17 protein-coding genes and 1 pseudogene are annotated in these 21,761 nt (G+C 74.1%); 9 read left to right on the plus strand and 9 right to left on the minus strand.

What is annotated here, in order from left to right:
- Nucleotides 1-12: 12 nt before the first annotated feature.
- The 4 genes from AMK31_RS30100 to AMK31_RS30115 all read right to left on the minus strand — a co-directional run bounded on the left by AMK31_RS30100 (nucleotide 13) and on the right by AMK31_RS30115 (nucleotide 7,181).
- Nucleotides 13-2,775, minus strand: a complete 2,763-nt coding sequence (locus tag AMK31_RS30100) for a SpoIIE family protein phosphatase/ATP-binding protein (RefSeq protein WP_079186986.1) — start codon at nucleotides 2,773-2,775, stop codon at nucleotides 13-15.
- A gap of 71 nt (nucleotides 2,776-2,846) precedes the next feature.
- Nucleotides 2,847-5,369 (minus strand): SpoIIE family protein phosphatase, encoded by a 2,523-nt coding sequence (locus AMK31_RS30105; protein WP_073943844.1) that lies wholly within the window; start codon nucleotides 5,367-5,369, stop codon nucleotides 2,847-2,849.
- A gap of 112 nt (nucleotides 5,370-5,481) precedes the next feature.
- The gene (locus AMK31_RS30110) at nucleotides 5,482-6,183 is read right to left on the minus strand and encodes a lipoprotein (RefSeq protein WP_198948594.1); all 702 of its coding nucleotides are present in this window, start codon (nucleotides 6,181-6,183) and stop codon (nucleotides 5,482-5,484) included.
- 119 nt (nucleotides 6,184-6,302) lie between these two features.
- Nucleotides 6,303-7,181, minus strand: coding sequence for a fructosamine kinase family protein (locus AMK31_RS30115; RefSeq protein WP_385312669.1), 879 nt, complete (start codon nucleotides 7,179-7,181; stop codon nucleotides 6,303-6,305).
- Between the two features lie 225 nt (nucleotides 7,182-7,406).
- On the opposite strand from AMK31_RS30115, the gene AMK31_RS30120 reads away from it, so the two are divergent.
- The 4 genes from AMK31_RS30120 (at nucleotide 7,407) to AMK31_RS30135 (ending at nucleotide 10,991) form a co-directional block, all read left to right on the plus strand.
- Nucleotides 7,407-8,042 carry a class I SAM-dependent methyltransferase gene (locus tag AMK31_RS30120; protein WP_073943846.1) on the plus strand — a complete coding sequence of 212 codons (636 nt, stop codon included), beginning with the start codon at nucleotides 7,407-7,409 and terminating at the stop codon, nucleotides 8,040-8,042.
- Between the two features lie 49 nt (nucleotides 8,043-8,091).
- Nucleotides 8,092-8,433 carry a hypothetical protein gene (locus AMK31_RS30125; RefSeq protein ID WP_073943847.1) on the plus strand — a complete coding sequence of 114 codons (342 nt, stop codon included), beginning with the start codon at nucleotides 8,092-8,094 and terminating at the stop codon, nucleotides 8,431-8,433.
- Nucleotides 8,434-9,151: 718 nt separating this feature from the next.
- Complete coding sequence (locus AMK31_RS30130) at nucleotides 9,152-10,690, plus strand: FAD-dependent oxidoreductase (RefSeq protein WP_073943848.1); 1,539 nt, start codon at nucleotides 9,152-9,154, stop codon at nucleotides 10,688-10,690.
- A 127-nt stretch (nucleotides 10,691-10,817) separates the two neighbouring features.
- Nucleotides 10,818-10,991 (plus strand): CsbD family protein, encoded by a 174-nt coding sequence (locus AMK31_RS30135; RefSeq protein WP_073943849.1) that lies wholly within the window; start codon nucleotides 10,818-10,820, stop codon nucleotides 10,989-10,991.
- Between the two features lie 86 nt (nucleotides 10,992-11,077).
- Here AMK31_RS30135 and AMK31_RS30140 read toward each other — a convergent pair whose 3' ends face one another.
- The 3 genes from AMK31_RS30140 to AMK31_RS30150 form a co-directional block, all read right to left on the minus strand.
- On the minus strand, nucleotides 11,078-11,815 hold the full coding sequence (locus AMK31_RS30140) for a D-Ala-D-Ala carboxypeptidase family metallohydrolase (protein WP_073943850.1): 738 nt from the start codon (nucleotides 11,813-11,815) through the stop codon (nucleotides 11,078-11,080).
- A 160-nt stretch (nucleotides 11,816-11,975) separates the two neighbouring features.
- Nucleotides 11,976-12,470: an NUDIX hydrolase gene (locus AMK31_RS30145; RefSeq protein ID WP_073943851.1), complete on the minus strand. Its 495-nt coding sequence runs from the start codon at nucleotides 12,468-12,470 to the stop codon at nucleotides 11,976-11,978.
- 1 nt (nucleotide 12,471) lies between these two features.
- A complete protein-coding gene (locus tag AMK31_RS30150) occupies nucleotides 12,472-12,804 on the minus strand; it encodes a MazG-like family protein (RefSeq protein WP_073943960.1) in 333 nt (110 codons plus the stop codon).
- 225 nt (nucleotides 12,805-13,029) lie between these two features.
- On the opposite strand from AMK31_RS30150, the gene AMK31_RS30155 reads away from it, so the two are divergent.
- The 5 genes from AMK31_RS30155 (at nucleotide 13,030) to AMK31_RS30175 (ending at nucleotide 20,370) form a co-directional block, all read left to right on the plus strand.
- Nucleotides 13,030-13,533, plus strand: a complete 504-nt coding sequence (locus AMK31_RS30155) for a hypothetical protein (protein ID WP_073943852.1) — start codon at nucleotides 13,030-13,032, stop codon at nucleotides 13,531-13,533.
- Nucleotides 13,533-14,924 (plus strand): hypothetical protein, encoded by a 1,392-nt coding sequence (locus AMK31_RS30160; RefSeq protein ID WP_107468774.1) that lies wholly within the window; start codon nucleotides 13,533-13,535, stop codon nucleotides 14,922-14,924. Before AMK31_RS30155 ends, AMK31_RS30160 begins: the two co-directional genes overlap by 1 nt.
- Entirely contained in the window at nucleotides 14,921-16,354 is a 1,434-nt protein-coding gene (locus AMK31_RS30165; RefSeq protein WP_073943854.1) for a vWA domain-containing protein, read from the plus strand. The genes AMK31_RS30160 and AMK31_RS30165 overlap by 4 nt, the downstream gene beginning before the upstream one ends.
- A 72-nt stretch (nucleotides 16,355-16,426) precedes the next feature.
- Nucleotides 16,427-17,539, plus strand: a complete 1,113-nt coding sequence (locus tag AMK31_RS30170; RefSeq protein WP_073943855.1) for an ATP-binding protein — start codon at nucleotides 16,427-16,429, stop codon at nucleotides 17,537-17,539.
- 26 nt (nucleotides 17,540-17,565) lie between these two features.
- Nucleotides 17,566-20,370, plus strand: coding sequence for a DUF5682 family protein (locus AMK31_RS30175; RefSeq protein ID WP_241842755.1), 2,805 nt, complete (start codon nucleotides 17,566-17,568; stop codon nucleotides 20,368-20,370).
- 66 nt (nucleotides 20,371-20,436) lie between these two features.
- On the opposite strand, the pseudogene AMK31_RS41725 reads toward AMK31_RS30175, so the two are convergent.
- Both AMK31_RS41725 and AMK31_RS30185 read right to left on the minus strand, forming a co-directional pair.
- Nucleotides 20,437-20,696, minus strand: a pseudogene (locus tag AMK31_RS41725) (hypothetical protein); the annotation flags it as partial.
- 14 nt (nucleotides 20,697-20,710) lie between these two features.
- Nucleotides 20,711-21,676: an ankyrin repeat domain-containing protein gene (locus AMK31_RS30185; RefSeq protein ID WP_073943858.1), complete on the minus strand. Its 966-nt coding sequence runs from the start codon at nucleotides 21,674-21,676 to the stop codon at nucleotides 20,711-20,713.
- Nucleotides 21,677-21,761: the final 85 nt, after the last annotated feature.

Here is a 21,761-nt window from a genome sequence, read left to right on the forward strand (position 1 = left end):
CCGGCCAACGGCTCAGGGCAGCGGCTGCTCCGCCCAGATCACCTTGCCGCCGGGCAGATAGCGGGTGCCCCAGCGTTCGGCGAGCTGGGCGACGAGGAACAGCCCGCGACCGCCCTCGTCCGTCATCGCCGCGTACCGCAGATGCGGCGCCGTGCTGCTGCTGTCGAACACCTCGCAGATCAGGCTGCGGTCGCGCATCACCCGTACCCGGATCGGCGCGCCGCCGTACCGGATGGCGTTGGTGACCAGTTCGCTGAGCACCAGCTCCGTGGTGAACGCCAGCTCCTCCAGCCCCCACTCCGCCAGCCGCCGGGTGACCGAGGACCGCACCCGCGCCACCGCCGCCGGATCGCACGGCACGTCCCAGGAGGCGACCCGGTCCGGGCCCAGCGCGTGGGTACGGGCCACGATCAGCGCGATGTCGTCGCTGGGCCGGGCCGACAGCCGGGTGTCCACGACGGCCCGGCAGGTGTCCTCCGGCGACGGCCCCGCCCGCTCCAGCGCGTCGCGCAGCAGTTCGAGACCGACGTCGATGTCCCGTCCCCGGTCCTCGACCAGCCCGTCCGTGTACAGCACCAGCCGGCTGTTCTCCGCCAGCTCCAGATCGGCCGTCTCGAACGGCAGGCCGCCCAGGCCGAGCGGGGGACCGGCGGGCACGTCGGGGAACTCCACCGAGCCGTCCGGCCGCACCACGGCGGGCGGCGGGTGCCCCGCGCGGGCGATCGCGCAGCGCCGCGAGACCGGGTCGTAAATCGCGTACAGACAGGTCGCGCCCGTCACCGGGGCGCTGCCGCCCTCCTCGGACTCGTGCTGGTCGATCCGGGTGACCATCTCGTCCAGCAGCGTCAGCAGCTCGTCCGGCGCCAGGTCCAGCGTCGAGAAGTTGTGGACGGCGGTCCGCAGCCGGCCCATGGTGGCCGCCGCGTGCAGCCCGTGCCCGACGACGTCACCGACCACCAGCGCCACCCGGGCGCCCGGCAGCGGCAGCACGTCGAACCAGTCACCGCCGACCCCGGCCTGCGCGGGCAGATACCGGTAGGCGACGTCGAGCGCGCTCTGCTCGGGCAGCCTGCGCGGCAGCAGACTGCGCTGCAGGGTCACCGCCATGGTGTGCTCGCGCGTGTAGCGGCGCGCGTTGTCTATGGAGACGGCGGCCCGCGCGACCAGCTCCTCCGCGAGCGCCAGATCCTCCGCGTCGAACGGCTCCGGCTTGCGCGCCCGCCAGAAGTTGGCCAGACCCAGGATCAGCGAACCGGCCCGCAGCGGCGCGGTGATCAGCGAGTGGATGCCGTACTCCAGCACCTGCGCGGTGCGCTCCAGGTCCTGCGCCTGCCAGCCCGGCGCCTTGTTCAGCCGGGGCTCCAGGATCGCCTGCCCGGCGCGCAGGCTCCGCGTCTGCGGCGAGGAGGCGACGAACCGGATCCGCTGCCCCACCGGGTACAGCGGCGCGTCGTCCCGGATCCCCCCGAAGGCCGTACGCCGCAGATCCGGGCCGGCCTCCGGCTGCTCACCGGCGAGCACCGCGTCGAACAGGTCGACGGTCACGAAGTCCGCGAACCGCGGCACCGCCAGCTCCGTCAGCTCCTGAGCCGTACGGGTCACGTCCAGGCTCGTGCCGATGCCCACCCCGGCCGCGTACAGCATGTCGAGCCGTTCCCGCGCCACCTCCGCCCGGCCCGACAGGGCGCGCAGCTCGGTGGAGTCGCGCAGCGTCGCCACACTGCCGGGCGGGCCGCCCTCCAGGTCCGTGGGCCGCTGGTTGATCGCCAGCAGCCGGTCCTTCACCAGCCGCACCTCGTCCGTGGCGACCCGGCGGGAGGACAGCAGCTCCGAGGTGGCCGGATCGAGCCCCAGCTCCCGCACATGCCGCCCCTCCGCGTCGTCCGGCAGGTCCAGCAGCCGGCGCGCCTCGTCGTTGGCGAGCAGCAGCGCGCCGTCGCCGTCGACGATGAGCACTCCCTCCCGGACGGCGTGCAGCACGGCGTCGTGGTGCTCGTACATGCGGGTCATCTCGCGCGGCCCCAGCCCGTGGGTCTGCCGCAGCAGCCGCCGGCTCACCAGCGCGGTCCCCGCCGTGGCCACCGCCAGCCCCGCGGCCGCGGCGACCAGCACCAGCGGCAGCTGCCGGTCGGCGGCGCCGCCCACGTGCTCGGTGGTGATCCCGGCGGACACCAGCCCGACCACCGTCCCGTCGGGTGCCTCGACCGGCACCACCGCCTGCACCAGGTGCCCTATCGTGCCCTCGACCTCCTCGGTCACCGACTTGCCGCGCAGGGCGGGCTCGATGGTGCCGACGAACCGCTTGCCGATGCGGTCGGGGAGGGGATGGGTGTAGCGGATGCCGTCGGTGTTCATGACGACGATGAAGTCGACGCCCGTCGCCTCGCGTGTCGCCTCCGCCTGCGGCTGGAGGATGGCCGTCGGATCCCGGCTGTTCAACGCCGCCCGGGTGCCCGGCGCGTTGGCGAAGGTCTCGGCGACGGACAGCGACCGGTTCCGGGCCTCCTGGGTGCTGTCGTAGCGCGCTTGCAGCACCAGCGCCGTCACCGCGGCGGCGACCAGCACCAGCACGACGACGACCTGGAGCACGAAGACCTGCCCGGCGACACTGCGCCCGCTCAGCACCGAGCGCAGCCCGGCTCCCGGACCCCGCCCGTCCGGGCCCCGCCGCGCCCCCGGCTCGCCCTCCGCGAACGCCCGCGGCACGCGGTGGGGACGCACGGTGCCCGGCGGTCCGGTGGACCGAGACCGGGAGCGACCCAAATGTCGGACCATGTGCTCTGTCTACACTCCCCGGCCCGGCGAGGCGAGGGCGTCACCAGGGGCGGCGTCCGTCCGGGCCGCGTTCACGGCGCCTCGCCGGGCGCGCCGCGCCGGAACGCGAGCAGCAGCGCGATGTCGTCCGGCCGGTCGACGGCGTGCCGGGCGGTCGTGGTGAGCCGGTCGGCGACCTCCGCCAGCCAGCGGCCGCCCGGCTGCGGCGGCGGAGCGCCGGCCTCGGCCAGTGCCAGCCGCAGCGCGCCGATGCCGTCGTCGATGTCGCCCCCCGGCCGTTCGACGAGTCCGTCCGTGTACAGCGCCAGCAGCGCGCCGGGCGCCATCGGCAGCTCCGACACCGGGTAGTCGGCGTGCGTGTCCACCCCGAGCACCACCCCGCCCGGCACGTCCAGCACTTGGGTGCGGCCGTCCGGGTGACGCAGCAGCGGCGGCGGATGGCCCGCCCGTACGAACCGGGCGACGCCCGTCAGCGGGTCCAGCCGCACGTAGCAGCAGGACGCGAACTGGCCCGGGTCCAGGTCGATCAGCAGCCGGTTCGTGCCGCTCAGCACCTCGTCGGGCGGCCGGTCGTCCAGCGCGAAGGCCCGCACCGCGCTGCGCAGCTGCCCCATGGTGGCCGCCGCCTGCACCCCGTGTCCCTGGACGTCGCCGATGACCAGCGACACGCCGTCACCGGACGCCACCACGTCGTACCAGTCCCCGCCGACGTCCATCCCCTGCGTGCCCGGCAGATACCGGCCCGCGGCGTCCACCCGGGGGTGCACCGACAGCCGGCGGGGGAGGAGGGCCCGCTGCAGGCCCCGGGCCAGCGCGGCCTCCGTCTCGTAGCGCTGCGCCTTCTCCATCGCGTGCGCGATCACCCCGGCGAGCGCGGTCAGCACGGTGCGCTCCTCGGTGCCGAAGCTGCGGGCCCGGTCGAAGCCCAGGATGCAGGATCCGACCGGCCGCCCCGAGGCGATCAGCGGCAGGAAGGCGCGGGAGCCCTCCGCCGCGTCCAGCGGGATGCCGGGATAGGCCGCCGCCAGCTGCTGCATCGAGTCGAAGAACAGGGGCTGGCCGGTGGTCAGCGTCTCCACTCCCGGAAGCCGGGCGTCGAGGCCGACCCCCTGGAACGGCGCCAGGAACCCCGGCGGGAAGCCGGTCTCCCAGGCCAGATAGAGATGCCGGTCCTGGAGCAGGTAGATCGCGAGCCGACGGCCGCCGAAGGCGGGCAGCAGCTCCTGCATGACCACCGCGGACACCTGCCGGGCGGTGACCGCCTCGGTGAGCGCCAGCGCGAGCACGATCGGCCGGTACACCGGGGAGGCCGCGGCCGCCGCGACCTCGGGAACCTCCTGCACGGGCGGCTCGGCGGCCGGCACCGCGGCGGTCTCCGGGCCCGTCGAGAGCGCCACGGCGCAGGTCAGCACATCGGGGCCGGGATGCACGGAGACGGACAGCCAGTCACCGTCGTACGACGGCGACAGCTCGCCCGGCGGGTGCCGGCGGGCGGCGTTCTCCCGTTCCTCGAGCGGCGGCCTGCGGACGTGGAAGTGCACCGGTTCGGGGGCGAGCAGGGCCGCCCGCAGATGGTCCTCGAAGGCGGGCTGGCCGAGCCACGGCACGCCCTCCCAGAGGGGGCGCCCGAGGAACCGGGCCCGCGGCTCGCCCAGCAGCTCGGCGGCGCGCGGGTTGGCGTGCACGATCCGGCCCAGGCGGTCCAGCGAGAACAGCCCCTGCGGCAGCAGGTCGGCCGCCGTGTCGGCCACCGAGCCCGCGTCGACGACGGCGCCGTCCACGCCGGACGGCATCCACAGCTCCACCCGCAGCGCGGTGCCCTCGGCGGTCCGCACATGCAGCGGCGCGGCCGGACGGGAACCCCGGTCGGCGGTCTCCCGCAGCAGCCTCAGCACCCGCCGCGCGTCGTCCGCGGCCAGGGTCCGCACGAGATGGCGGACACCGCCCGGCAGCTCGCCGGGGGACAGGCCGAGCAGCGTCAGCAGGGTGTCGTCGGCGGTGACCACGTCCGCCACCGGGTCCCAGGAGAACCGGCCGACCCGCAGCGTCGCCGGACCGGTCGCCGGGGGCGGTACGCACACCGGGTCCTCGTCCCACGTGAGGGCCGTGCCGTCGGCCTCCAGCAGACGTACCGCGGCACCGAGCTCGTCGGCCAGCCCGGCCAGCCGGTCCCGCGCGGGCAGCAGCTCCGCGGCGTCCGGCACGGCGGGCCGCAGCGCGGTCAGCACGCCGAACGGGCCGGCCGCCCCGGCGACCGGCACGCAGACGGACCCGATGGGGAACGGCAGGGCCGCCGCGAACTGGGGGTAGCGGCGCATCGTCTCGGTGGCGTTCGGCAACACCACCTGAAGGCCCAGCCGGTAGGCGTCGGTGACCGGGAAGCGCCGGTCCGCGTGCACCCGCCACCAGGGCCGGTACAGCGCCCCCGGCAGTCCCGCGAGGGCCGCGAGCCGCAGCACCCGGGGCGACCCGGACCGTACGTACACCCCGGCGGCGCGGGCCCCGACGGCGTCGATCGCCTGGATCGCGGCGTCGGTGAGCAGCGCGGTCAGCCGTCCATGGGTCCCGCTGCGGACCCCGCCGCTCCCAGTCATCGGTCCTACCCCGTCCCTGCGCGCCGTCGCGCGGCGACACAGCAAGGATGCGACAGGACGGCCGCCCACCGCACGCGGGCGTGCGCCCCCGCCGCCCGGCCGTCCCCACGGCTCAGGGGACGCGCAGGGTCCGCTTGGCTAGTTCGAACGCGGGCAGCATCGCCTCGTGCTCCTCGTCGTCCAGCCCGCCCAGGGCCAGGACGACCGGTCCGTCCGGCGTGACGACGGCGAGCGCGCGCTCCTTGCTCGACTCCTCAAGGATCTCGCTGGTCCGGAGGTATGCCACCTCGACGCCGTCGACGTCGCCCGACCGGAAGGCGCTGTACCGCTGCTTGTCGAGGCTGACCACGTCACTCGCCTCCGCGGTCACGAAGCCCTCCAGGACGGTCCGGGCGTCGTCGTCGCCCGGCTCGCCGGTCCAGACGCGGAGGAAGCCGATGTTCCCGGCGGGCTTGGCGTCCACCTCGCAGGCGGCGGTGACCGGGCCCTGCCGCAGCATCGAGTCGGCGAGCTCGGCGGCCACCTCCTTGCCCAGGTCGTCCGGGTCGGCCGAGCTCTCGGCCTCCAGTTCGTCGACCTTGGCCGCGGCCTCCGCCGCGTCGATCGCCTCCGCCGTCCAGTCCTCCGCGATGTCGAAGGTGACGGGCAGTTCGCAGGCGGAGCCGGCGGCGCCTATGCTGCCGCCGCGCTTCGCGACCGCGGGGTCCTTGTCCGAGGACGAACCGGCCGACGCGCCCGGCGACGCCGTGCCGTCCGGCTCGGCGGCCTCCCCACACCCCGTCAACACCATGACACCGACGGCGGCCACGGCCATGGCACGCCCCGTTCTCCCCACCCCGACCAGCACGTTCCCGTCCCCTCTCACGTTCAGGCGCGCCACTGTATCCGAGGCCACCGACAACGGCCGCCGGGGTGGCCGGCCGGTGCCCGCGCTCAGCCGGAGAGGGCGGTGCGGGCGGCCCGGACCGCCTGGTCGGCGTACGACCGCCCGAACAGCACCACATGGACGAGCAGCGGGAAGAGCTGGTGCAGGGCGACCCGGTCCCGCCAGCCGTCGGCGAGCGGGGTCGCATCCTGGTAGCCGTCGAGGATCCGCTCGAGATGCGGGCAGCCGAAGAGCCGCAGCATGGCCAGGTCGGTCTCGCGATGCCCGCCGTGCGCGGCCGGGTCGATGAGCCAGACCCGCCCGTCGGCGCCCCACAGGACGTTGCCGTTCCACAGGTCGCCGTGCAGCCGCGCGGGCGGCTCGTCCGGCCCCGCCAGACCGGGCAGCTGCTCGCAGACCCGCTCGAACACCCCGGCCTCGCCGGAGCGCAGAGTGCCGTCGTCCACGGCGCTGCGCAGATACGGCAGCACCCGGTGCTCGGCGTACCAGCGCGCCCAGTCGGCGCCGGGGACGTTGCGCATCGGCGCCGCCCCGATGGCGGCCTCCTCGGGCCCGCCAGGCGGCGGCGCCCCGAAAGCGGGCGCGCCGGCGGCGTGCAGCGCGGCCAGTTCCCGGCCGAACCGGGCCGCCGCGTCCGCTGCGGGCGGCCCGTCCGGCACCCGGTCGACGACCAGCCACCGCCCGTCGTGCCCGTGCACGGCGGGCACCCGCACCGCGCCCGCCTCCGCGAGCCACCGCAGGCCCGCCGCCTCCGACCGCGCGCCGCCCGGCGCGTCCTGCCGCTTCACGATCACCACGCGGCCGTCGTCGAGGGCGGCCTCGGCGAGCGCCCCGGACACCGCGCGCGTCCCGGTCACCGCGCGGCCGGTGCACCGCGCCGCCACGTCCGCCGGCTCGTACTCTCCGTCCACTTCACGCACGGCCACCAGCGTACGACCGGCCGTGCCAGGTCCTCCTGTTGCCGAATCGGCAAAGATGTTTGCCGCATGTCCGGGGCCGGTCCAGGCTCGGGGGTGCGGGCCGCGCCCGGGACGGCTCGACTCGACGGCTCGACTCGACGGCTTCCGGCCGCACTCGGCACGACAGGCCGCACTCGGCACGACAGGGCCCCGCCCGGCACAACAGGCCGCACCGACACAGGAGGACGCATCATGACCCACACCCCCGCGACGGACCGCCCCGCCGACTTCTGGGAGGGCTTCTACCGCAACGGCGACCGCATCTGGAGCGGCCGCCCGAACCCCCTGCTGGTGCGGGAGGCGAGCGAACTGTCCCCCGGTGCCGCGCTCGACCTGGGCTGCGGAGAGGGCGCGGACGCGGTGTGGCTGGCCTCCCGCGGCTGGCGGGTCACCGGTGTCGACATCTCCGCCACGGCCCTGGAGCGCGCCGCCCGGCACGCCGCCGAGGCCGGCGTCGACGAGCGAATCGCCTGGGAGCGCCACGAGTTGGGCGTGAGCTTCCCCGACGGCACCTTCGACCTGGTCAGTGCGCAGTTCCTGCAGTCCCCGGTCGAACTCGACCTGTACCGGATCCTGCGCCGCGCCGCCGCGTCCGTCGCACCCGGGGGCACGCTGCTGATCGGCCTGCACGGCAGCTGGCCGAGCTGGCAGCACGAGCCGCCCTTCGAGGCCGACTTCCCGACGCTGGACGGCCTCCTCGGCGAACTCGCCCTGCCCGAGAAGGAGTGGACCGTGGTCACCGCCGACGCCGTCCGCAGGCCGCACAACTCCCCGGACGGCGTCGAAGGCTTCCGCGAGGACAACGTCTGGCGACTGCGGCGCGCGTAGGGACCGCGTCCTTCGCTTCGCCGGGGGCCGGCTCTGGTATCCCATCGGCATGGACACGCCGGGCCGAGACGACGAGACGTGGTTCTTCCCCTTCGGGCTGGACGGTGAGACCCGCCGGCTGCTGCGCGGGTCGCGGCAGCGCCCCTGGTTCCCCCGGCGCGGGTTGTTCCGCCGCAACCGCCAGGAGGGGCTGGAGAACCGGCTCCGCCTGGCCCGACTCGGCGTGACGAGCACCGGGCACATCCCCGGAGACCAGGCCGGCGCCCTCGCCGTCCGCCTGCTCGAAGAGGGCGCCGGCCTCCCGGACGAGGACCACACGGACCGGGTCCGCCACGCCGGGCGCATACTCGACGAACTGCGCACCCTCGCGGAACCGGCGACGCGGGGCTGACCGCGCTCGCGCGGCACGTTTCTGGCCGTGCGCGCGGCGCCTTCTTGGCCGGGTGCTGTGTGCCGCGTCCTGCGGCGGTGCTGCCGTGACCCTGTTCCCCGTGCTGCGTCCGCGCGGCGCCGTTCCGGCCGTGCGCGCGGCGCTCTCTGGGCCGGGCGCCCTGCGTTGCGGCCCCCGGCGGTGCCGTCGTCCTGGTTGGTGCTCCTCGTGCTGCGCACCCGCGACTGGGTTGTCGCGCTGTCTGTGCCGTGCTCCTGTGACGACGTCCTGGCGCTCGCATTGCCGCGCCCCCGGTGGTGCGGTCGTCCCGGCCTTGTCTGCGCCGCGCACCCGCGACTGGGTCCTCGCCGCGCTGTCTGTGCCGCGCTCCTGTGACGACGTCCCGGCGCTCGCAGTGCCGCGCCCTGCGACATCGTCCCGACGCTCCCGGTGCCGCACACCCTGCGGCGCCCGCGTGATCCCGCACCCTGTACCGCGTCCCGTGTCGCCGTCCGAGACGCGCTTTCTGCCCCACGCCCCGTGCCGCCGTCCTGGCCGCCCTTTCTGGGCCCACCCACGCGCCCCGCGCCCCGCGCCCTCGCCCTCCCGCCACTGCTTCGCCGCGCCCCCGCAACACCGCCCCGACGGCGCCCCCGTGCCGCCCCCCGCGACACCCCCCCTGCCCCGCCCCCCCCCGGCCACCCCGTGTGATCGCCCGCCGCGCGGGAACTCGGCGCTCATGAGCGAACAGGCGGGCATCCTCGGGTCGTACTGGCTCCAGACGCTGCCGCCCGGTGATCCGGCCCCCGCGCCGGAGGGCGATCTCACGGTCGACGTCGCGGTCGTCGGCGCCGGGGTGGCCGGGCTGAGCACGGCGTGGGAGCTGGTGCGGCGCGGACGCCGGGTCGCGGTCCTGGAGGCGGACCGGATCGCGGCGGGCGTCACCGGGCACACGACGGCGAAGCTCAGCGCGCAGCACACCCTCATCTACGACCGGCTGCGCCGCAGCCGTGGCGAGGAGGGGGCGCGGCTGTACGCCCGCTCGCAGACGGAGGCGATCCGCCGGGCCGCGGAGATCGCCCATGAGCTGGGTGTCGACTGCGACTGGGAGGACACCGCCTCGTACACGTTCGTGCAGGGCCGCCACCGGGTCCCCGAGCTGCGGGCCGAGGCGGAGGCCGCGCGGGCGGCGGGTCTGCCGGCCGAGTTCGTGACGGAGACCGGTCTGCCGTTCCCCGTCGCGGGCGCGGTCCGGGTCTCCGAGCAGGCGCAGTTCCATCCCCGCAAATACCTCCTGGCGCTCGCCGACGGCATCCGCCGCGGCGGCGGGCAGCTGTACGAGGGCACGCGCGTGGTGGGGCTCAGCGAGGGGGAACCCTGTGTGCTGACCACGGACCGGGGCGTGCGGATCACCGCCCGGGACGTCGTCGTCGCCACGCACTACCCCGTCTTCGACCGGGCCCTGCTCTTCACACGGCTCTCCCCGCGCCGGGAACTGGTCGTCGCCGCCCCGGTGGACGCGTCCGACGCCCCCGACGGCATGTACATCACACCCGAGCACCGGACCCGGTCGGTGCGCACCGCGCCGTACGAGGACGGCCGGCGGCTGCTCATCATCACCGGCGAGCACTTCACCCCGGGCACCGGACGGGACGTGGAAGAGCGGTTCGCCACGCTCACCGGCTGGGCTGCGCGCCACTTCGGCGAACTGCGGATCACCCACCGGTGGGCCACCCAGGACAACGACTCCACCGACTCCGTACCGCTCGTCGGACCCCTGCACCCCGCCGCCCACCACGTCTACGTGGCCACCGGCTTCGGCGGCTGGGGGATGACCGGCGGAATCATGGCGGGCCGGCTCCTGTGCGACCAGATCACCGGACGCGACAACCCGTGGAGCGGCCTGTACGACCCGCGCCGGATCGCCTCCGTCGTACGTGAGAGCGGACAGTTCCTGAAGCACCAGGCCAAGGTCGCCCGGCACTTCGTGGGCGACCGGCTGACCTCGCTGCCGCACGGCGGCCGTACACCGGTCGACGACCTCGCGCCGGGCGAGGGCGTCGTCGTCCTGGTCGGCGGCCGGCACGTGGCGGTCCACCGTGACGAGAGCGGGCAGCTCCACGCGGTCGCCGCGCGGTGCACCCACATGGGCTGCCTGGTCGCCTTCAACCGGGCCGAGGGCGCCTGGGAATGCCCCTGCCACGGCTCCCGCTTCGCACCCGACGGCAGCGTGCTGCAGGGTCCTGCGGTACGTCCGCTGCGGCCCCGGACGATCTGACGGCGGCCGGAGGAGGGCGGACGCCGACGGCGGCGGGCGTACCGGCCGACCCGCGTTTGGCGCCCGGCGACGGGGTCACTCGGGCGTCGATCCGGAAAGCGAACCTTGCCGCAGGGAGTGAGCGAACGTGGCGCGCGATCAGAAGGCCAAGGCGAAGATGGAGCAGGCCAAGGGGAAGGTCAAGGAGGCCACCGGCCGCGCGGTCGGCGACGAGAGCACGGCGACCGAGGGCCGGACGAAGAAGTCCAAGGGCGACCTGCGCCAGGCGAAGGAGAAGGTGAAGGACGCGTTCCGTGAGTGAGGCACCGGAGGCGTGACCGGGCCGGGTCCCCCGCGTGGCGGGGCACCCGGCTCCGTCGTGCGCGTGTCGCTCTCGGGGCGGGTGGGTCAGATGCCGCAGGTGGACGCCGACCAGTACTGGCTCGCGCGGTGGTCGACGTGGGTGTGGTCGTTGTGACCCGGGTAGCCGGGGCCGAGGATGCCCCGGAAGCCGTGGTAACGGGCCTGCTTGGCCAGGGTGCACAGCGAGTGCGGCCCGGCGCCCAGGTCGGCCGCGTCGCCGTAGAGGTGACGGCTGTCGCTCGCGCCGCCGACGGCGTCGTTGCAGGCGTAGGACCGGAAACCGCTGGTGACCGTGATCGGCTGGTCGCCGAGCGCGTGCCGCAGCGCCTCCAGCTTCCACATGGTGCGCAGGGCGTTGGACTTGGCGGTGGCGGCGCTGACCGCGCCTCCGGACCAGGTGGAGTTGCAGTCGTTCAGCTCGCTGTAGGCGAAGTGGACCGGCGTGCAGTCGTCGTCCTGGAGGGCGTACAGCTTGTTGTAGGTGTTCGTGCCGGCGACGCCGTCCGCGGACAGGCCGTAGGCCGACTGGAAGCGCTTGAGGGCGGCCTCGGTGGCGGGCCCGAAGCTGCCGTCGACGGCCAGGGCGGCGCCGTAGCCCGCGTAACCGCCGAGCCGGATCTGGAGTTGGGTGACGTCGGCGCCCGAGGCGCCCTGGGTGAGGGTGCGGGTCCAGGTGTAACAGCCGTCGGCGTGCGCGGTGCCCGCCGTGGCGACGGTACCGGCGAACGCGCCGGACAGGATCATGACAAGTGCGGCGACGAGTCGTGCCGTGCGTCTGAGCATGCGACCTCCAGGCCGGTGGTGAGGTGAGCCACTGCCGAACGTGAAGAGCTGTGGGAAGAGCCGTGTGACGCGCGTCAACCATGGGGCACGGGGGAGCCGGGGCGCAAGGGTGGGCGGAGCCGGCCGGTCGGCGCGCCGGCCGGCTCCCGCGGATCGCCCGTCACCAGGGCTGACCTTCCCGCAGGCAGACCACGTCGGCCGACCGCGCGGCCGCGTGCAGCGCCGCGATGGTCGACCGGTGCGCGACGAGCGACGGCTCCGTCAACTCGTCCGGCGGGACGAACGCGTACCGGTCGTGCTCCGGGCTCAGCCGGATCCGCCGGCCGGTGGCGAGAGTGCCGCCGTGGAAGTAGCAGTCGAGGACCGGGCCGGTGCCCAGGACGTCGACGCGGTGGTCGATGCCGACCAGCCGAGGCTCGTGCCCGATGTCGACGCCCGTCTCCTCCAGCGCCTCCCGCCGCGCCGCCGTCCACGGATCCTCCCCGTGGTCGAGCATCCCGCCCGGCAGCCACCAGTGACCGGCGTTCGGCTCGTCGGGCCCGTAACGCACCATCAACAACCGCCCCTGACCGTCGTAGAGCAGGACGCACGAGGCGACGAGCGCCCGGGGCTGCGTCTTGACCCATTCCTCGCGCGGCATCCAGCCGCCGGTCATGTCAGTCCCTCCTCGCGGCCAGCGTGCGGGCCGCGGCCCCGCGCAGATGCTCGGCGAAGACGGCGGCCGGGTCCGGGACGCCGAGGCGGTGCAGCGACACCATGGCCGTGACGATCACGTCGCAGATCTCCGCCGTCACGTCGTCCCAGGTGTGGCTCGCGCCCTTGCGCGGACTGGTGCCCGTCGCGCCGATCACGGCCTGGGCCGCCTCACCGAACTCCTCCCCGATCTTCAACACCTGCAGCAGCCGACGCTCTTGGGCCGGAAGATGGGCGGCCGCCTCGTCCAGGAACGCCGCCAGTCCGGCCGTGACCTCCCAGTGGTCCTTCTCCACGAGCACCCCTTCCGGCGGGCCGACCCTCGTCCCGCCCTCGTCTCGTGAACGAGCCCCCACCACCGGGGGAGACGGGTCCAACCGGCCATTCACCGAGGCCGGCAGGCACCGGGCGCAGGCCGCCGACCGTCCCGCGAAGGGGCGTTGTCAGTGGTCGCCAGTAAGTTCTTCAGTGTCCCGCCGGTCCGGCGAGGGCTTCCCTCGTGCTGCAAAGGAGATGGTGCGTTGTCCGACTTCGAGAGGTCGAGCACGGCGCGGGTGATCCCGCCCGCCCGGCCGCGCAAGCTCGCCAAGGTCCCGTTCGTGGAACTGGCCGACGGACGCCTCCAGGGCGTCGTCTCCAGCGGCTCGGACATCGGGCGGGTCTACGTCTCGTCGGTCGCCGTCGGGACGTACGCGTACGCGTGCAGCACCAACAACAACCGGCCCTGCGGCGGCGCGCGCGGCGGCTTCTGCAACCACATCGGCGCGCTGATCAACGAGGCCGTTCTCCAGTACGGCGCCGAACGCGTCGCCCGCTACCTGCGCGTCGACGTCGGGGACGACGAGGTCACCGCCCCGACCATCGCCTTCACCATGCGCGGCACCCGCCCGTCCCCGGCGGACAGCAAGGCTGCCGCGTCGGTCTTCAGCCGGTTCCTGCGCCATCTGGCCTACCTCGAACTCGCCCCCACCACCGCGCCGTTGCCGGAGATGCAGTGGTTCCCGCCCACGAGGACGGTGGCCTGATGCGGCTCGACCTGCTCACCGAACCGGTCGACGGCCTCGACGAGGCCCTGGCCGCCGTCGACGCCTTCGACCGGACCCTGGTCGGCGGCCTGCTGCGGCCCCGGCCCGACCAGGCCGAAGGCCTGCTGGGGCTCGCCGACGCGGTCACCGGAAGCCCGCTCGCCGCCCGCGTCGCCGAGGCCGCCGAGAAGGCCGCCGCGGGCGCCGCGAGCGAGGACCACTTCATCGCGCTCGCCGCCGCCCGCACCGCCCTCCTCGGCTCCGTGCACGACGCGCTCACCGCCCGCGCCGACGAGGCGACCGGCCGCACCCGCGACGAGGCACCCGCCCCGACCGCCGCCGAGGAGCAGGCGCCCAACCTGCTCGCCGCCGCCCGCTCCTGGCTGAGCGACCTCGCCCGCAACGGCTGGCAGGGACTCGACCACGACGTGGTCTCCGGCTCGGCCCAGGTGGTCTCCGCGATGCTCCCGGACCCGGCGCTGCGCCGCCTGGCGACCCTCGTCGACGGCTTCGCCGCCGAACTCGCCGCGTCCTGCCCCGGCGCCTCCCTCGACCGGACAGCGGTACGCCGCTGGGCCGATCTGTGGGCCCGCGGGATGCTCCTGACGCTGCCCGGCGCGGCCGCCACGCCCGCCACCGACACCGTCACGGGCCGGCTGCTGCCCCTCGGCGTCGACGTCCAGGAACACGCCACCGCCGCCCAGGCCCAGGTCCACGCCGTGTTCGAACCGGCCGGCGGCGGCACGCCCCGGCTGGTGCGGGCGAGCGTGTCCGTGCCGAAGCCGGACACGGTCCTCGGCGCCGGCGTCTGGCAGCTGCTGCGCCCCCACATGTCGCTCCTGGCCGCTGCCGGCGAGGGCCGCGCCATGGACCTCACCGACATGCCGGTCACCGCCGAGGGCGACCTGATCTGGCAGGACGACCACGCCCGCCCGGGCGAGCCGGCCGACGCCTTCGCCACCGCCCGCGTGGCCCTGCCCACCGCCACGACGCCGCCCACCGCACCCCTGGACCGCCACCCGGTGCGCCTCGCGGAGCCCGTGTTCCTGGAGGGCTACGCCGCCGAACAGGACGAGGACGAGACGGTGACGTTCACCTTCGCCGGACACCGGCTGGCCGTCGACACCGACCGCATACCGATCGCCGGACCGCTCACGCCGAAGGCCGTCGCCGCGTCCGGCGCCTGCATAGGGCTGCTCCGCTGGGACGCCGGGCGGTTCGTCGTCCAGCCGCTCGCCGTGGAGACCACCGTGCGGAAGAAGACGGTCGCGGTGCACGCGGGCGCCTGGGCCGGCGGCACCACCGACAAGGCTGGGGCCAAGGCCGAGAAGGCCGCCACCGACGCGGTGGCCGTGCTGCGCGAACGCGCCGGAAGGCTGCTGCGGAAATGACCGACCACACCACCGAAGAGCCCGCCCTGCCCGACGCGGACGAGAACCGCCGGCAGGTCCTGTACTGGCGGCTGCTGGCCCGCCTCTTCGACCACGAGGAACAGGCGACCCTGGAGTCCGCCTCCCTCGCCGTCGTCGAGGACCTCGGACTGCCGCCCGCGCTGCTGGACCCGCAGGCCTCCGTCGACGCCATCGTGCAGCGCCACCCCGAACTCGCCGCCGAGTTCGACGGCCTGATGGTGCCCGAACCCGACGAGGACGACCGCGACCGGGCCGCCGAGGTGCGCCGCGCCGCGCTGGTGTCCAAGGTGCTGCTCAACGTCTTCACCACCGGCTCCGGCACGGTCACCGCCGGGCAGCTCGCCCGCTGGCAGTCCGACGCCGGATGGCTGGAGCGGGCCCTCGGCTGCAAGCCCGGTGAGCTGCGCGGCGGACGCGGCGCGGGCCGCGGCGCCGGCGGGGGCCGCGGCGCCGGCGGGGGAGTGAGCCCGACCGGCACCGGAGCCGGCTTCCCGACGCCCGACCTCGGCACGCTCATCCCGGCGATCGGCCCCGAACTCGGCGCCCTCGAAGCCGACCTGGTCAAGCGCATGCACCTGCGCGAGGTCCTCGCCGACCCCCAGCTCGCCGCACAGCTCACCCCGAGCATGTCGCTCATCGAGCAGCTGCTGCGCGACAAGAACAACCTCTCCGGCGTGGCCCTCGCCAACGCCAAGGCGCTGATCCGCCGCTTCGTCGACGAGGTCGCGGAAGTACTGCGCACCCAGGTCGAGAAGGCCTCCGTCGGCACCCTGGACCGGTCGATCCCGCCCAAGCGGGTGTTCCGCAACCTCGACGTCGACCGCACCATCTGGAAGAACCTCACCAACTGGGACCCGGAGGAGGAACGGCTCTACGTCGACCGCCTCTACTACCGGCACACCGTCCGCAAGACGACACCCCAGCGGCTGATCGTGGTCGTCGACCAGTCCGGCTCGATGGTCGACTCGATGGTCAACTGCACCATCCTGGCGTCGATCTTCGCCGGACTCCCCAAGGTGGACGTCCACCTGATCGCCTACGACACCCAGGCCCTCGACCTCACCCCCTGGGTCAACGACCCCTTCGAGACCCTGCTGCGGACGAACCTCGGCGGCGGCACCGACGGCACGGTCGCCATGGCCCTGGCCCAGCCGAAGATCGCCGAACCGCGCAACACGGTCGTGGTGTGGATCTCCGACTTCTACGAATGGCGGTCCGAGCCGCTGTTCGAGAGCATGGCGGCCATCCACCGCTCCGGGGCCAAGTTCATCCCCGTCGGCTCGGTCACCAGCTCCGGCCGCGGCAGCGTCAACCCGTGGTTCCGGGACCGCTTCAAGGACCTCGGCACGCCGGTCATCTCCGGCCACATCCGCAAGCTCGTCCACGAGTTGAAGACGTTCCTCGCCTAGGGCGACCCTCCTTCACTCGCATCTCGCTCGTCTTCTCATCTTTCTTCTCTTTTCTCACCGAAAGGCCCTCCCATGTCCGACCTGCTGCGCGCCCCCGCCGAGATCAAGTACGCCGAGGAACTGGACTGGCTGGAGTCCATCGACGACAACCCCAAGCCGTTCTCCTGGCGGCTGTCGCCCAAGATGATCCGGCTGTTCGTCCTGGGGTCGGAGCGCGCCGACGGACTCGACCGCGAGGTCTCCCAGAAGTGGTTCGGCGACCGCAGCATCGTCGAGCGCGCCATCGTCACCCTCGCCTCCGACCGGGGCCTGCTGCTGATCGGCGACCCCGGCACCGGCAAGAGCTGGCTGGCCGAGCTGCTGGCCGCCGCGGTCTGCCGCAACTCCACGCTGGTGGTGCAGGGCACGGCCGGCACCACCGAGGACCACATCAAGTACTCGTGGAACGTGTCCATGGTGATCGCCAAGGGGCAGTCCCGGGAGTCGATGATCCCCTCGCCGATCATGACCGCGATGGAGTCCGGCGTCATCGGCCGCTTCGAGGAACTCACCCGCTCCACCAGCGACGTCCAGGACGCGCTGATCTCCATCCTCTCCGAGAAGTACATCTCGGTCCCCGAACTCGACAGCGACAACATCGTCTTCGCCAAGCCCGGGTTCTCCGTCATCGCCACCGCCAACAGCCGCGACCGGGGCGTCAACGACCTCTCCTCCGCGCTCAAGCGCCGCTTCAACTTCGTCCGCATCCCGGTCGTGACGAACAAGAAGAGCGAGGCCGAGATCGTCCGCTTCCGCACCGAGGAACTGCTGCGCCGCCACCAGATCGAACTGGACGTGCCGCCCACCCTGCTGGACGTGCTGCTGCAGAGCTTCTCCGACCTGCGGGCCTCCGCGGCCGCGGCCGCCAGCGACGACGAGAAGCTGGAGTCCGCGCTGTCCACGGCCGAGCAGATCGGCGTCCTGGAGGACGCCATCCTGCACAGCAACTTCTTCGGCGAGCGCTCCCTGACCGCCCGCACCCTCGCCTCCTCGCTCGTCGGCTCGCTCGCCCGGCGCGAGCCCGAGGACCTGGCCATCCTCAACAAGTACCTGCACGGCGTCGTCGAGCCGCGCAGCAAGGAAGAGGGCGGCTCCTGGCCGGAGTTCCTCGAGGGCGGCCGCGACGCGATCGCCACCCTGTCGTGAGCGCGCCGACCAGCACGGACAGCGCCGTGAACGAGGGAACCTTCACCGCCCTGCGCAGCCAGCTCCAGGAAGCCGCCACCGCGTTCGCCGACGGGCCCGACGCGCTGGAGGGCATCCTCCTCGGCATCGTCGACGACGTCGACCGCGCGGTGCGCGAACCACTGGAGATCTTCCCGGTCTGCCACCACTCGCCCGCCTCGGCGCTCGCCATGGCACGCCGGCTGCGCGAGAAGCAGCCGAAGGTGGTCTACCTGGAACTCTGCGAGGACATGGCCCCGCTCCTGACCGAGCTGCGCAACTGCCGGCTGCCCGTCGCGGTGCAGGCGTTCGCGACCGAGGTCGACGGCTTCCCCGCCGAGTGGGCGCCGCTGTCGGTCGTCGCCCCGATCACCGAGGCGTCGGCCGAGTACCAGGCGATCGCCTACGCCCTGGACACCCCCGGCGTCGAACTCGTCCTCGTCGACCGCTCCTCCGACCACGTCTTCCAGTGGCAGGAGACCAAGGACGAGTCCGCCGGACCCGCCGACCCGGACGCGCCGCCCGCCGAGGAGGAGGCGGCACTGCACGGCGACGCCGTCGGCGTGGAGATCGGCGACCTGCGCCCGCGCTTCGCCGAACTGGAGGAGCACCTGCTGCGGCACGGGCGGGTGCGGCACTGGTCGGAGTGGTGGCACCAGTACGTCGAACTGCCGCTCGGCGACAGCGACCACGACACCTACCGCCAGGTCATGCTGCTGATCGGCAGCCTGTTCCGGCGCCTCGCCCCCGGCGACCCGCACCGGGTCCGCGTCGACGAGGACCGCGAACGGTACATGTGGACGCGGATGCGCCGGCACCTCGCGGCGACCGGCACCGACCCGGCGGACGCCCTCTACGTGTGCGGCGCCTTCCACGCGGCCAGCCGGGTCGAGGAGTTCGGCGTCCACGGCGCGGACACCTTCGAGATCAGCCCGCCCAGCGCCACCAAGTGGCAGCACGGGCTGATCCCCTCCAGCCACGCGGCGATCGAGGCACAGTTCGGCCTCGCCGCCGGCTCGGTGTCCATCGCCGCGACACAGTGGACGAAGAACCTCAAGCGCACCCGCGTCAAGCCGTACCGGCTCGCCGGGCAGGCGGGCACCAAGACGCCGAAGAAGGCGGCGAAGACCGCTCCCGCCCCCGTCCCCGCGCGCGCCGAGGAGGCCGCCGCCTCCGACAGGCTCACCGGGTTCCTGCGACGGCCGCCCGTGCTGGACCGCCTCGACGAGGCGGAACTGCTCGGCTGGTCCGTGGAGATCGTGCGCGCCGCCCGCCGCAACGGCTACCTCGCCTCCACCGCCGACGCCATCGCGGTGTTCGAGACGTCGATCCTGCTGGCCGGGATGCGCGACCGGGCCAAGCCCACGCCGTACGACTTCCAGGACGCGGCGGTCACCTGCATCGAGAAGGACACCGTGCCCGGCCGGCGCGATGTGCGCCGGCTCGTGGAGATCATGCTCGGCGGCGACCGGATCGGCCAGGTCGGCTACGACGCCCTGCCGCCGCTCGCCCGCGACGTGCACGACCGGCTCGCCCCGCTGAACCTGAAGCTCCAGCAGCGCGGCGTCCAGCGGGCCCTGCTCGACATGGCGTCCCGGCCGGAACTGGAGCAGTGCTCCGACGTGCTGTGGATGCTGCGGTACCTGATGCCGCACGGCGCCGCACGCCCCATCATGGGCGAACGACGCCTCGGCGAACGCTCCATCCAGGAGTCGTGGGACCTGGCCCTCGGCACCCACCAGCGGGCCCTGATCGAGCTGGGCTACGAGGGCGTCAGCATCGAGCAGGTCCTCGAACAGCGGCTGCGGCGCACCGCGTACGGGCCGCAGGCGACCACGGCGACCGTCCTCCAGGCCGTCGAGGACGCCACGCTCCACCTGGGCAGCCGCCGCCTCGCCGAAGAACTCGGCCGGCACGCCCTGGAGGTGCTGGCCACCGAGCGCAGCGTCGACGGCGCACCGGAAGTGCTGCGCCGGGTGCGCGGACTGCTGGCGTACTACCGCACCAGCGAACCGTCCCTGCCGGCGTGGATCGAGTCCTTCGTCAAGACCGGTTACGCCCACTACTGCACCCTGCTGCCGACGGCGTTCACCGACGACGACGCGAGCGTCCGGCAGGTCGCGGCCATGCTGGGCTTCCTGTTCAGCATGGAGAGCCTCGCCCTGTCGCTCGGCTGCGACCGCAACCAGCTGGAGCTGGCGGTCGCCCAGTCGCATCCGGAGGACCCGGCGAAGACGGCGCTGCTGTGGGCGGCCAAGACGCAGCTCGGCCACTTGTCCCGCGCCGACCTGCGGGCGCGGTGCGACGAACTGCTCGGCAACCCCCTGGTCGTCCCCGCCTATCCGCGCTACCTCAGCGGGTTCCTGCACGCGCTGGAACCGGTGCCCGGGCTGGCCGACTTCGTCGTCGAAGCCGTGTCCAACGCGTTCGCCCGGCTGCCGGACCCGGTGCTGCTGCCCTGGCTGCCGACCCTCATCACCAGCCTCCGCTCCGGCGGCGCCGACCTCGCACCCCTGCTGATCCGCGAGGCCGGACGGGTCTTCCCCGGCCGGCTGGCGGACCTGGACACCTGGGTCCCGCCGTGGCGCGCCGACCCGGACCCGGCGGCCACCCGCCCGTCCCGTGACCGCTCGGCCGGCCCCCGCGGCCTGCCCCTGCTGGCCGCGCACCCCGCGACCTGCGACGCGGTCGCGAACCTGCTCGGCTGCGACGACACCTGGCAGACGACGGCCCCGGCCCCGTCCGGCGCGGCCCTCCTCACCCGCCACCCGCGGACCGCGGAGGCTCTGGGAGCGCTACTGGCCACACCGTGACGCCAGAACCGGCAACGACCGAAGCCGCCGCTCCCTCCGGGGCGGCGGCTTCGGCACGCGGGGGTCCGGCCCGGCGTCGTGCATCACGGGCCACGCCACCACCGGCAGCTCCGGCAACCCGAGCACGGGCGAGATGAAGGTGTTCGCCTCCGAACCCCACGTGGTGGCCCACACCAGTTCGTACCTCTCGCCCAGCTCCAGGAGCCGAGGCCCGTGAGCCGTCTTGAGCCACACCCGCAACGGTTCCACCGCCGTCGGCGCTGCGGCTTCGCCGCGTACGGATTGAGAGGTCCGTCGACGTCCAGGTGGAGAAGGGGGCGGGGCATCGGGGTGACCATCGTCAGCGGGACCAGTAGTCCCGCTCCGGGAGTTCCACCCACACGTCCGGCGGGCCGACGATCGCTCGGGCGTCGGTCGGGCGGAGGCCGGTGTACGCGCAGGAGTAGGCGACGGCGTTGTGGCGGTAGAGGTAGGAGAACAGGACCTCCTCGGAGGTCGGGTCCGGGCCGGGGCCGCCGCCCGGGTGGAGGTCCCAGCCCTCGATGACGCCGTCCCGGGCGGTGCTGCCCTGGTTGCCGCTCTTGGGGTTGGCGTACAGGCCGTAGCTCACGGTGCCGACGGACAGCCGGGTGTGGACGCCCGGCATCGACGGCGCGTAGCCCCACGGCTGGGTCACGACGCAGCCGCCCGGCACGGTGGTGACGCCGACGAGCGCGAGGCTCTCGTCCAGGTCGTAGGAGTACGGATCCTCCACGAGTTCGTCCACTTGCTCGCCGTCCGCCGGGGTCGCCTCCAGCCGCCGTATCGCCTCCTCGGCGTCGATTCCGGCGACGCACGCCAGCCCGATGCCCTCGGAGTGGAACCTGCCCAGCGCGGCGACGAGGCGCCTGCCCTCCTCGGCCGCCGCGCGTTCCGCGTCCGTCAGCCCGCGTTCGCCCTCCGGCAGCGGAAAGAGGCCGGGCGTCGGACCGGCCAGGCTCAGCCGCCCCGCCGACCAGCCGCCGACAAGCGGCCGCCAGGGGTCCGCGCCGGCCTCGGCCAGCGCCCGGGCGTTCTCGGTCCGGTCGGCGTGGACGGCCTCCCACAGCGCGGTCAACCCGTCCTCCATGGCGTCCACGTCCGTCACGCGCCGGGCCAGCTCCGCGACCACCTCCGGCGAGCCGAACAGCGCCGCCCGGTGCAGCGGCCGTCCCGTGCCCCACACATCGGGATCGGCGCCCTCGTCCAGCCGCCGGCGGATGTCGTCGTAGTCCTTCCAGCTGTCCCAGCGCACGCCTGCCCAGCCGTCGTTCCGATCTGTCACCATGCCCCCTTCGGTCTTGCCGCGGGCGGCATCCGCGCCGCTCCGTGCGCCCACCCTCGCAGACGGGTCTGACAACGCCCCGCCCCGC

It is taken from the genome of Streptomyces sp. TSRI0107 (genome assembly GCF_001905845.1).
In the GTDB taxonomy this organism is placed as follows: domain Bacteria; phylum Actinomycetota; class Actinomycetes; order Streptomycetales; family Streptomycetaceae; genus Streptomyces.